The sequence below is a fragment of the Pseudomonas sp. UBA5568 genome, from assembly GCF_002425525.1.
GTDB classification, from domain to species: domain Bacteria; phylum Pseudomonadota; class Gammaproteobacteria; order Pseudomonadales; family Pseudomonadaceae; genus Aquipseudomonas; species Aquipseudomonas fulva.
Genome location: NZ_DIMK01000015.1, coordinates 22,438 through 34,415 on the forward strand (window position 1 = coordinate 22,438; position 11,978 = coordinate 34,415).

The 11,978-nt window shown below is 62.2% G+C and carries 7 protein-coding genes; all 7 read right to left on the minus strand.

Annotation, left to right across the window (positions count from 1 at the left end; translation table 11 throughout):
- Positions 1-333 carry a flagellar hook-basal body complex protein FliE gene (fliE, locus tag B2S33_RS04750; protein ID WP_023533916.1) on the minus strand — a complete coding sequence of 111 codons (333 nt, stop codon included), beginning with the start codon at positions 331-333 and terminating at the stop codon, positions 1-3.
- A 227-nt stretch (positions 334-560) separates the two neighbouring features.
- Complete coding sequence (locus B2S33_RS04755) at positions 561-1,919, minus strand: sigma-54-dependent transcriptional regulator (RefSeq protein WP_288649968.1); 1,359 nt, start codon at positions 1,917-1,919, stop codon at positions 561-563.
- Positions 1,919-3,136 carry a sensor histidine kinase gene (locus B2S33_RS04760; protein WP_028687993.1) on the minus strand — a complete coding sequence of 406 codons (1,218 nt, stop codon included), beginning with the start codon at positions 3,134-3,136 and terminating at the stop codon, positions 1,919-1,921. Before B2S33_RS04760 ends, B2S33_RS04755 begins: the two co-directional genes overlap by 1 nt.
- 187 nt (positions 3,137-3,323) lie before the next feature.
- Positions 3,324-8,414, minus strand: coding sequence for a glycosyltransferase (locus B2S33_RS04765; protein ID WP_414707694.1), 5,091 nt, complete (start codon positions 8,412-8,414; stop codon positions 3,324-3,326).
- Between the two features lie 118 nt (positions 8,415-8,532).
- Positions 8,533-9,552, minus strand: coding sequence for an NAD-dependent epimerase/dehydratase family protein (locus tag B2S33_RS04770; protein ID WP_288501947.1), 1,020 nt, complete (start codon positions 9,550-9,552; stop codon positions 8,533-8,535).
- A gap of 123 nt (positions 9,553-9,675) precedes the next feature.
- Positions 9,676-10,998, minus strand: coding sequence for an FkbM family methyltransferase (locus B2S33_RS04775; protein WP_028687996.1), 1,323 nt, complete (start codon positions 10,996-10,998; stop codon positions 9,676-9,678).
- 81 nt (positions 10,999-11,079) lie between these two features.
- Positions 11,080-11,964 carry a DNA polymerase beta superfamily protein gene (locus B2S33_RS04780; protein WP_288649973.1) on the minus strand — a complete coding sequence of 295 codons (885 nt, stop codon included), beginning with the start codon at positions 11,962-11,964 and terminating at the stop codon, positions 11,080-11,082.
- Positions 11,965-11,978 lie beyond the last annotated feature (14 nt).

Sequence of the window (11,978 nt, forward strand, 5' to 3'; positions counted from 1 at the left end):
TCAAACCGGCATTTGCATGATGTCCTGGTACGCCTGGACGAGCTTGTTGCGTACCTGGGTCAAGGCCTGCATCGAAACGCTGGCTTTCTGCGAGGCAATCATCACGTCGGTGAGGTCGACCCCGGTCTTGCCGATTTCGAACGCGTTCGCCAACTGCGAAGAGGCCTGCTGGGTGTCATTCACCTTGCCGATGGCCTGGCCCAGCATGTCGGCAAAGGTACTTTGCCCTGGGGCCAGCTCAGGGGCGGCTGATACTTTCGGCAGCGACATGGCATCGGCCTGCATGGCCCGCATGTCCAGCATCAGACGATTGAATTCAACACCTTGGGTCATGAGCTTCTCTCTCCGGCGGCCGCATATTTTTGACAGTCATGCGGCGGATAGCCTTCGTAAAGCAACAAAGGTGCCAGCCTTATGAAAGGGTGAATACGTCTAGGAAAAAACGGGCGTATCAGGCTACGAAGCACCGTGAAGATCACGCACGCTTGGCGGGCGATGCCTAAAAGAGCGCTGGATTACCCGCGCTAGAGATGACGTCTGCAGGGTAAAACGCGACTGTCTTACTCGCCAAACAGACTGGCCTCGACGTCGAAACCGGCGTCGCGCATCTGCGCAAGCTTATAGCGCAGCGTGCGCGGGCTGATCCCCAGGCGCTCGGCCGCTTCCTTGCGCCGACCTCGCTCGGCCCGCAGGGTATCGATGATCTGCTGGTACTCGTGACGCCGCTTGTCGTCGCCCTGCTCGGCTGCAAGTCCACCTTGCCCAGATAGTGGCACAGCGCCACCTGACAAGGGAATGGCGCCATCAAGACAAAAATCCGCCGCCTCGATCACCCCGCCTTGCTGCAGGATCAAGGCGCGCTGCAATGCATTATCCAGCTCACGCACGTTGCCAGGCCAGCTCCAGGCTTGCAGGCAGGCCTGCGCGTCGGCGGACAGGCGCACGGGGGCATGCTGCATTTTTGCAATGTGACGAGCCAGCAAGCGCTCGGCCAGTTGAACGATGTCGCCGGGCCGCTCGCGCAGGGGGCGCCAGGCCAGCGGGAACACGGACAACCGGTAGAACAGGTCCTCGCGAAAACGACCGGCAGCCACCTCGCCCGCCAGGTCCCGATTGGTGGTGGCCACCACGCGGATATCCAGCGCGATGGGCTTGCGCCCCCCTACCCGCTCGACCTCACGTTCCTGCAGCACCCGCAGCAACTTGGCCTGCAAGGCCAGGGGCATTTCCGAGATCTCGTCCAGCAGCAAGGTACCCCCGTTGGCCTGCTCGAACTTCCCGGGCTGGGCAGCGATCGCCCCGGTAAAGGCACCCTTCTCATGGCCGAACAGCGTGGCCTCAAGCATGTTGTCCGGAATGGCGGCACAGTTGATCGCAACGAACGGCTGGCTGGCACGGGGGGACTGCTGGTGGATGTAGCGCGCCAGCACTTCCTTGCCCGTGCCCGACTCACCGGAAATCAACACGGTCGAGCCACTGCGCGCCACGCGTGCGGCCAGCTCCAGCAACTGCCGGCTGGAGGGCTCGCGTGCAACAGGGCCCTCCTCGTCCGTCATACGCCCGGCGGCATGCCGCTGCACAAGGTTGAGCAGTGCCTTGGGTTCAAAGGGTTTGACCAGGTAATCCACCGCACCTTGGCGAATGGCTTCCACCGCCCGTTCCACGGCCGCGTGAGCGGTCATCAGCAATACCGGCAATTGCGGCTGCTGGCGGCGCAGCTGGGCCAGCAACTGGTGGCCGTCCATGCCCGGCATGTTCACGTCGCTGATGACCAGGTTGAAGGGTTCTTCGTGCACCACTTTCAGGGCCTGCTCTGCGCTGTCCACTGCTTTGTAGGCGAAACCACCCAGGTCGAGGGTATCGGCCAGTGCCTCGCGCAGCACACGGTCATCCTCGACCAGCAACACATTCACCGTCATCACCGGCTCTCCGCCAACGACCCATCGATCAAGGGCAACTCCACCCGCACGCAGGTGCCGCGCCCCACCTTCGAACGCACCTGCACGCTGCCGTGGTGGGCCTTGGCCACCGCCTTGACCACCGCCAGCCCGAGCCCCGTACCGGTCGACTTGGTGGTCAGGAAGGGCTCGCCAAGACGGGCGAGCAGATCAGGTGCAATGCCAGTGCCAGCGTCACTGATGCACAGGTGCAGGGTCTGCTGGCGACGCCATAGGTGCACCTTGAGCCGCGCAGCGCCCTGGCTGGCCTGGGTGGCGTTTTCGATCACGTTCAGCAGTGCACCCACCAGCGTGTCGCGGTTGCACAGCAGCTCACCCAGGCGGCTGTCACACTGCCAGCGCACCGCGTGCCCGTGAACATGCGTCTGCGCAGCCTGCTGCAACGCCTGGAACAAGGCTTTCGGAGAAATTCGATCCGTGAGTGGCAACTCGCCACGGGCGAACACCAGCATGTCGCGGACCTGTTGTTCCAGCTCATGCAGACGCTCCTTGAGACTGCCAGCGAAGCGCTGCCGGGTCTGAGTGGTCAACGCCTGTTCAGGGTCGGCCAGGTGGCTGGCGTAGAGCATGGCAGCAGAGAGCGGCGTGCGAATCTGATGCGCCAGCGAGGCGACCATGCGCCCGAGCGAGGACAATCGCTCGTGGCGTGCCAACTGGTCTTGCAGGCGACGGGTTTCCGTCAGGTCGTTGAGCAGCACCAGCTGCCCCGGCTCGGCATCCAGCGAGCGCGTGGCAATGGACAGGCGACGGCCGTCGCGCAGGGACACTTCATGGCCGTCGTCCAGGCGCGGGGCAAAACTGCGGGCAATGACTTCACGCCACAGCTGGCCGATCAATGGCTTGCCCAACAACTCGCAGGCGGCCGGATTGGCTTCGCGAACGCTACCCTGCCCGTCGATGACGATCACCCCGCCCGGCAGCAGGTCCAGCAAATGCTGCAAGCGGTTGGCCAGGCGTTCTTTCTCGTTCAACTCCTCGATGCGCTGGGCGCTGACCACCGCCAGCTCGCCCTTGAGCTCACTGACCCGGGCTTCGAGCAGGCTGTAGGACTGGCTGAGCTGGCTGGAGACCTGGTCGAACAAAGCGAACGCCTGCTCGACACCCTGGCGGCTTTCCTGCTCGACCAGTGACTGCGCCTGGGGGGAAAGGGCTCGGGATACATGGGCGGCCTGGGGCATCGTGCTCTCTCGCGTGGCTGACCGTCATAAAAACGGTGTGGTGGCCAGTGCGTAGCAATACCCGTGCCGGTCATGGGGTTAAGACACCACGTTGACTGCACGCCACCGTAGCGCCCACCCCTTGCCGTACAGGCAGTCGTTGCGGCAAGGCATGGGCGCTGTCGACCTGCTCAGATGTCCCCAGGATTCAATCCGGCAACCAGGCCTTTCTCCAATCAGCCAGACGATCACCTTCGAGCATCCAGCCACTGAGGACAGCATTGCGCAGGTCATCGCCCGCCTTGGCCGTGGCATCCAGGTCGGCGATGTGCATGCGGATGGCATCCACCCAGGCCCGGAAGCGGTTCTTCACCAAGGTGACAGGTAGATCGTCGAAACCCTGGTAGCAGCGGACATCGCTGGCGATGACAGGGAAGCCACAAGCGCCATATTCCAGCAGGCGCAAGTTGCTTTTGCACGCGTTGAACAGGTTCTGCTCGACGGGTGCCAACGCCAGGTCCAGGTTCATCCTCGCCAGCGTTGCCGGGTACCGATCGATCGGAACGTTCTCGTAATACTCATGGATGTAGGGGCGCAACTTGGCCGGGCACAGGCCGAAGAATACCCACTCCACCTCATTGGCCAGCTCCTTGACGACATCGGCGATCACCTCCAGATCGCCGGTATGGCCGGCGCCCCCGGCCCAGCCTACGCGCGGTTTGCGCGACTGCCGACGCAGGGCAACCAAGCCGCTCCAGATTTGCGGCTCCAGCGTATTGGGCACTACCCGGATATCACTGTGCAGCCCCGCGAAGGCCTCGGCCAGCGGCTGGGTGGACACCACGAAGCGATCTACATAGGCCAGGCCTCGGCGCAAGGAACGCAGAATGTCTTTGGGCATGTGCGCCCTGTGGACACTCTTGAGCGGGAGGTTGGGCAGGTAGTCGTCCAGCTCGAACACCTTGAACGCTTGTGAAAACGCATGCATACGACGCATGTGTTCGATCTGCTCGTCCCCGACCTGGCGTTGCAGTACGATGCTGTCCGGCCGGCACCGCTCCAGTTCGGCAGGCGCCAGGTGGTTCCAGGACAACACGCCTTCAGCCAGGCCATCACGGGTCAACGCCTCGAGCGGTTGGATCACCCGGTAGTGACCACACCCGAACCTGTCCGCCGCATGAGCCAGGATCATCGGGAGCGGCTTCCAGGATGCCAGCGGGCGCCAACTGAGCTCATTGGGTGCCAGGGCGAAGCCATTGGTCGAGGACAGGGAGAAGTTCGGGTTGTGGTACGGGTCGGTTGCCAACGCAGGCAGCCAGCGGGCGTACAGGGCATCCTCTTGCTCGACACTCGGAGCAGACGCGACGTCCTCGCTCAGCAGCAGTTGCGCGCGAGGTGTCCACACGTTCAGGTAGCCGGCACTGCGCAAGCGCAGGCACAGGTCGACGTCCAGCCACCGTTGCAACGCGGGGGCTTCGTCGAAACCGCCCACCTCCAGGAACAGCCCCTTGTTCACCAGCAGGCACTTGCCGCTCACCGCCGAATAGTTCTGATCCACCTGCAGACGTTGCAGGTAACCCGGGGCGTCCAGCGGCATGCCGGCAAATGCCTCGCCTACCGGCCCGTTCAGCCCAAGCACATAGCCGGCATGGTGGACGGTGGCGTCACCGGCCACCAGTTTGGCACCGACCACGCCGACTTCCTGACGCATGCCGTGGTTGAGCAGCTGCTGCAGCCAATCGCCGTCCAGCACCGCCGCACCTTGGTCGAGCCACAGCAGGAAGTCCCCACGCGCCTGGCTGGCCGCCTGGTTACGCATGCGCGCCGGCGTCAGGCCTGTTTCAAAGCGCAGGCAGCGGATGGCATCGCTACCCAACTGCGCCACGGCGTTCAACCAGCCGTCTACGACGGCGCCTGCCTTGACCGGCGCGAGCAACAGCACTTCGTAGTTGCGGTGCGTGGTCTTCTCCAGAATGGTCTCCACGCACCGCTGGGCCCGCTCGGTACCGGTGCCCTGCACCACAATCATGATGCTCACCGGGATGTCATCAGGGGCGCCATACTCTAACGCGTAGCGCCCTGGCAGGGGCGACTCGACCCTGGCCTGGGCGAACCCCCGGGCCTGCAAGTGACGTACGATGACGCCGCGTTGATCCGGGCAGTCGTACAGCGACGGCGCCTCGCCGATCAACAAGGGTTCGCTGATATGCCCAAGGCCTGCGAAGCCCTGCCCCTCGATCAGGCGCAGGATGTACGCCAGCTCGAACGCCTGGCCGGCCTGCTGCTCGAAGCCGCCCATGTCCAGCCACACCTGACGATTGAACAGCCAATGCCGCGCCATGCTGGCCGGCAGGCTCAGCAGAAGGTCGAGGTTGAGATCAGGACGCAGCGCCGCGCCCATTTCGGCGCCGTCGCCGCGCAGCCCTTCGTCTGCATAAACGGCCCTGCATTGAGGTGCCGCCAGCAGGTCCAGCGCCGCGATCAGCAAGCCGCTTGGGGTAAATTCGCTGCCAGCATCCACCCTCATGAACCAGTCGAACTCACCGGCTTCGACCAGCGGGTTGAGCTGCACGCCCAGGCTGTCATCGTTCAAGCGCGCCAGTTGAACATTGCTGTGCACAGGCATCGTGGACAGGTCGGCCGCCGTCAACACAATGACTTTGACCTTGGCATACAGGCAATGCTGACTGCTCAGACTCTTTAGGGTGGTATTCACCGCCTCCGCCTGACCCTCGGCATCTACCACCACGACCCCGATCATCGGGCCGCCCCCGTGCTCATCAAGGCGCTGCTCGATGAGTCGGCGCTGCAAGGGCCCCGGCACGCGCTCGGCCAGCCAGGTCTGCAAAGTCGATGGCGATGACGATGGCTTGCCGCTCAGGAAATCGAGCATTTCCTGCCGTCCGCGCTTGACCTGCTCGCTACCACCGTCGCTGTGACGGGCATACAACTCGCGGTACAGCGAAGGGTAATCCTTGAACGCCTGCTCGGAGCGACGCGCAGGGGCCTGGCTGTCCACCCGCATGCGCACCTGCACGGTCTCATGGGGCACATGGTGGAAGAGGCTGCGTGCGCACAGGCGCAGAAGAAAATCCCAGTCTTCCAGGCCTGCCAGGGTTTCGTCGAACTCACCTACTGCCAGCGCAAGGTCTCTGGGGCAGGCGAAGGTGTTGATGGGAATGTAGTTGTTGATCAACAACTGTTCCCTGGAGTACTGCTCGTGAGGATAGCGCTGCTCGCGAGCGAGCTCCTGGCGCTGACCCGCCGTTATCTGTTCCTGAATGAACACCGCGTCGGTGTACACCACACAGCCTGGATTGGCTTCCAACCCTTTGGCCAGCTGCGCCAGGTGGTCAGGCAGGTAGAGATCGTCGTCATCCAGGAAGACCACATGGTGGCCGCGCGCCAGCCGCAGGGCCGCATTGCGCGCTGCGGCCGGGCCGCGATTGCGGCCCTGACGCAGGTAGGTGATCGGGAAATCGTAGTCCGCCAGCAGCGACTCCACGGGGTCGCCGTTGTCATTGACCAGAATGACGTCAAAATCGCGCATGGACTGTTCGGCGATACTGTTCAGGGCATCGCGCAGCAGTTGCGGGCGGTTGTAGGTGGTGAGGATGATGGAGAACTGGCTGCTTTCAGATGCCTGGGCCAGGGTTTCCAAGCGTTCGCACAGGTTTCGGACACGCAGGCCGAGCCCGGTGGCCTGTTCTTGCGGATACAACGCTAGCCGTCGCTTGAGGTGAGCGGCGATTGCCCGCTCATGGCCTTCGAGCAGCCCCTCGTTGCCGCGCTCGAACACGCCTTCAACGATGCAGGTGTGACCTTCCAAGGGCGCCGATGACACATAGAACTCGTGTGAATGTTGCGCGGCATGCACGCGGTAGCTGACCCCCGGCACCGTGGTGAACACGAAGTCCGGATAGCGTTCGGCGAGCTGGACCATCAGCAGCCAGTCTCCCGCGCCACGAATGCGAACATCACGTCGCCATACCTCGAAGAACGCATCCCTTCGAATAATGGCCGCGGACGGGGTGATGTAGCTGTCGTAGACAAGCAGATCAGCCAGTTCATGGCGTCCGCCAGCATAGTCCGCATCCCGATGACCTGGATGGCGTGGGCCGGAAAGGGGCTCGCCTTGTTCGTTGACCCAGCTGATAGGGCTGTAGCCCAGCGCGTGGGCCGGGTTGCCTTGGAGTATCGGCAACAGACGTTGCAGGTGGCCCGGGTTCATGAAATCGTCCGCCATGAACAGGACGAGATAGGTGCCCTTGGCGACCCAGAAACCGTTTTGTGAGCTGTTACCGGCTCCGATGTTGCGCCGATTGCGCATGTAGCGCACCCGTGGCTCAGCGGAAAACGCCGCCATCACCTGGGCAGTGTCGTCGGTGGATGCGTTGTCCAGTACGAGGACTTCGATGTCATCGATGCCCTGGTCCAGGACCGACCTGACCGCCTGCCCCAAGTAGCAACCGTAGTTGTAGGCCGGAATGACCACACTGACCAAAGGCCCGTCACCTCGAACCTGCGCTGCGTCCAACGCAATGGCGCAGGTCAGTGCGTTGATCCAGAAATCGACGGTGTACGGGTAGATGCGCTCATCCGGGCGCGCGCTGCCGAGCATCAAAAAGGCGTGCAAGCGGCTCACCATGGCCTGGTAGTGCCCCGCGCTCATGCCATCAAGGCTGGCCCAGAGCGCCTCATCGTCAACGTAGGCGCTGGCATCGACATAGCAATCGGCTGGAACCCAGTCAGGCACCGGTGAGCAGGCCCTGTGAACCGGCACAGCACCGGCCAGCAAGCACGCTTGCCATTGAGAGGACAGCCACCCCGGCACCTCAGGTTCCTGGTCACACAAGGCGAAGTGGGCGTGCGCCAGCTCGACAGCGTCGCGCCCAAACACCCGAACCTTGTTCACAACAGAAGGCCGTGGTGTGCATTCGGCAAGCGGAAGCTCTAGGGGTTGGTTGAGCCGAACCAGGCGCTGGCCTGTGAACGCCTGACCGGCGGGCAAGAACACGCGATCAAACCGTTCGAGCCACGGCTTGCTGAAAACGTCGGCTTGCAAAGCCAGCACATAGTGTCGAGTGGTGGCCAGGAGTGAAAGGTGTGGAGTACCCGCCCAGGTCTGCTGGATAAGCAGCACGGCATCGTAGTCGCCGTTGCTATCGGAACACATCAGCCGCTCGAAGCGCAGGCCATTGCCATCGCCGTAGGCCTGCAGTGGCGCGAGCGGCAGCAAAGCCTGCAGGGTCTGCCACTGGTCATCGCTCAGACAGAACGCCTCTGGCGCCTGCCCCACCTGAACTCCGGCAATCCCTACGCGCCATGGGGTTCCCTGGCACCTACCGCCTGCAATTGAGGCCCAATCCATCACCTACCCTCTTCTTACGGCCTCGCCTACACGCAGCCTTTTTGTATTAATTTCGATGGCCCAGGGCTTTGGCCCAGGCAGCCATGCTGTCGATTGATTGGTCCAGCGTTGTCCAGACATCCAGGCCCAGCGAGCGAGCCTTGCCGATGTCGGGCACGTAATAAGAAGCCGCCGCGCCGTCAGCACGCCCCAGAATGCGCACTGGCTTGCCCGGGCCTATGCGCCCGACCACACGGCGTGCCAGGTCCGCGATACTGATCGCCTGATCCGAACCCACGTTGTAGGCCTCACCTGCCTTGCCGCGCACAAGCAATGCCAGCAACCAGACGGACAAGTCCGCACCATGCAGGTAGCTGCGCACTGCGCTGCCGCAGGAATTGATGACAATCTCATCCTTGTACAAAGCGTCCCTGATGAAATTACCCATGGCGAAGTGGCCGTCGAGTGGTAGCCCTGGTCCGGCAAACGCAAAGCAGCGCGCCATGATTACGTCGATGCCGTGCCTTGCTGCATAAATCGCGCCTAAGGTTTCCTGCGCGCGTTTTCCCTCCGCATAAGCGCTGTTGGCCGAGTGACTGACACAGGCCCCGGTAAAGGCTTCATCCAACGTGATGTGCCGGTGGGTGCTTGCGCTAAGGGCCCCATATTGCGCCCCGGAACCTGTCATGAGCACACGGGCGTTTTGTTGCACGGCCAGGTCCAGCACCCTGCGAGCGCCGGTGACGATGGTGTCGAAAAGCGCCAGCGGATTCTCATGGGCGGCGGCGTGCGTGTCAGTGGCGGCATGGATGATCAGGTGGATCGGTTGACCCTCCCAGACCAGGCTATCTCGCACATCTGCGCCCAGCCAGCGTAGCCAGCGGCAGTCACGATAGCCGGGCTGGGCCGTCAGGAAACGTGCGGGGTCGCGGACCAATACCGTGACATCAACCTGAGTGCCGCGCTCGTTCAGGTACTCGAAAAGGGCCAGCAGCCATGAGCCGAAAAAACCGGTGCCGCCGGTAAGCAGAACATGTTTGCCAGCGAGTGCATCATGCAGAGCGAATGGCGGCGCGACAGCCTCCAAGGCGCATCTGATCAGAGGGGAATTCAAGCAAACCATGGATGTTGGCTCAGTGACTCGATGACAAGAAGGCGAACGAAACGAACACCCCGTGACCGGTTAGGTATCCTTGATGCACGTCCAGCATCATCGATAGAAATACAGGGTGATGTCTTCCAGGATGTCCGCGTACAGGCGGATACCGACCTTGTAGTCTTGGCCGATGGCCTGCACTTGATCGATCAACTTCCAATAGTCGTCGGATCGATGATAGGCGCACACGGCAAGCACAGGCTGATCACGCTCGATGATTGCACGTGCCCCCCTTAAAGCAGAGGCTTCCATGCCCTCGATATCGAGCTTGAACAAGCCCACCTTACCGGCCACCACGCCATCGAGTGGCACACCTTGAATGAAGGACGTAATCGCCGAGGGAATATCGCTGCTCAGCTCGCCCGCAATGTCATAGGACAGGGCCGGCTGGTAGAGGGCTCGGCTCGGGGCCTCGTCCAGCCCCATGTTGAAGACCCATACCTCGGGACGATCGCAGAAGCGCTTCAACGCCTCGTAATAAGCGGGCAACTCAGGCTCGAATAGCCAGGCTTGATGAACAGGCCCAAAGTGGGCCTCCAGACGCGCCAGGGTATCGCCTGCCGCGGCGCCAGCGTCCACAAACCGCGCAGCGTGACGGGGCTGAACGAATGTTCGGTCGAAATACTCATCGTCCCAGGGAGACTTCACCGATTCGGCGCACAGCGTCGACAGCTCGATCCGCATCCCCATCAACCCATCGAACACGCGGCGTGATGTTTCATCGTCCAGGCGCAGAAATGCCGAGATATACCGCCAGGGCGCCTGCAGCGGTGCTTCCACGAAGGCCGCGAACTTCTCGCAACCCAAGCCTGGCCCGGCACCGTCGAGTGCGTACAGGCACTCGTGCAGGTTGACCAATCGTATGCCAGGCACAGCACCGAGCTGGCCCGCGATCGCATTGGCATGGCGGCCGCTGGCGACCACTACCACCGCATTATCGAGCGGCATGCCTGCGGGATGATCAATTGAAAGCCCTTCAAGCGCCTGGCCGGACTTGGCTCGGTCATTGTCCAGAAAGCCTTTGACCTCAAGGCCAAGCGTGCGCGCCTGCCGCGCTACCCGCAAACCGACCTTGAATGCCCCGAAAATGTAGAACCCCTCGTTGAGCCAGTCCCGCACCCTGTGCCTTTGCCTCGACAACTGCTTCAATTCGGCATCGGGTTCCAGCAGCCGCGCGACGTGCGGATACTGCGCAAGCTGCGCCAGGACATCCAGTTTTTCCGAATGCCTGACCACAATATGATCTTCGGCATCGGCCAGCGGAGCCTGAGACACGCAAACCGGTACGTGCCGGCCACAGGCAAGGGCAAACGAATGCACCGTGTCGTTGCACAGGTTCGAAACGTTGTCATCCACAGACGACGATTGAGCTTTCATGACATTTCCTGCCTAAGCGTGGGTATACCGTGCACTGCCGTCAATGCCCGTCCGAAGATCGATGAAATACTGCGCCGGACGTCAATCGAGTACCACATTGAAAAGCACCTCAGTACGCTGTGGATACAACGCGAGCAAGCGTGGCCTCAGGCTTTCCAGGCGGCCGGCTATCCAGTGATTCAGGCAGGGGTCCGGATCGATCAAAAGCTTCTCTTTTGCTGTGGTCGCCTGGGCATTCACCGTCAAAAAGCGCTGTGCTGTCTCCAGTACCTGCGGGTCTTTCAGCGCATCCAGCATGACGGCGATATGCGCCGGGGGGATATCACGATGGTCGAGCGCGTACTCGATCGCCAACAGGTCGTTGATGCTCTGCAAGTAGGTCCGCAACCTCACGTTGCCCGGTTTCACCAAGTAGTGCTGGAGCCGCCCATAGGTCGTCACATACCGGCGCTTGCAGAACTCGTATACCCGCAGGCACTGCTTCAGCGCGGGAAACTCACCGGTGAGAGTGCCCTGTCGATCAACCAGTACGCCGTTGCCGTAATAGAACATGTCGGAAAAAATCGAGGCCGCCTTGGGCGAGCTGGCGCCGGGCAGCACAGTCATATCAAATGCCTGGTCATGCACCGTCAAACTATTGAGGTGCTGAGGGTACGCCTGCATCAGCGTCGCCTCGGGCATATCCATGAAAACAGGCGACAGCAGTGCGCGGTCAGCGAGCAGCAGGTTCACCTGCCCGGGAACATGCGCAGGCCCGAACAGCGGCGCCTTGTTGTTGACGATGTCGTACTGCGCGGGCGTAAGTGCAGCCTGTGGTGTGTAGAGGGCCAGCAGGTCGTAATCCGACGAAGCGTTGCCCATGCCCAGCGGTATGGAACCCATCAGCGAATAATAAAGAACACGGATCGGGCACGCCTGCTCCATACGCTGGATCGAAGCCTCCACGTGCGCCTGCAGGTCGGGCATGGGACATTCATCGA

Excerpts from the sequence above, each read along its gene's own strand:
- B2S33_RS04780 (WP_288649973.1), bottom strand. The coding sequence starts at position 11,964 with ATGCCCGACCTGCAGGCGCACGTGGAGGCTTCGATCCAGCGTATGGAG.
- fliE (WP_023533916.1), bottom strand. The coding sequence starts at position 333 with ATGACCCAAGGTGTTGAATTCAATCGTCTGATGCTGGACATGCGGGCC.
- B2S33_RS04760 (WP_028687993.1), bottom strand. The coding sequence starts at position 3,136 with ATGCCCCAGGCCGCCCATGTATCCCGAGCCCTTTCCCCCCAGGCGCAG.
- B2S33_RS04775 (WP_028687996.1), bottom strand. The coding sequence starts at position 10,998 with ATGAAAGCTCAATCGTCGTCTGTGGATGACAACGTTTCGAACCTGTGC.
- B2S33_RS04755 (WP_288649968.1), bottom strand. The coding sequence starts at position 1,919 with ATGACGGTGAATGTGTTGCTGGTCGAGGATGACCGTGTGCTGCGCGAG.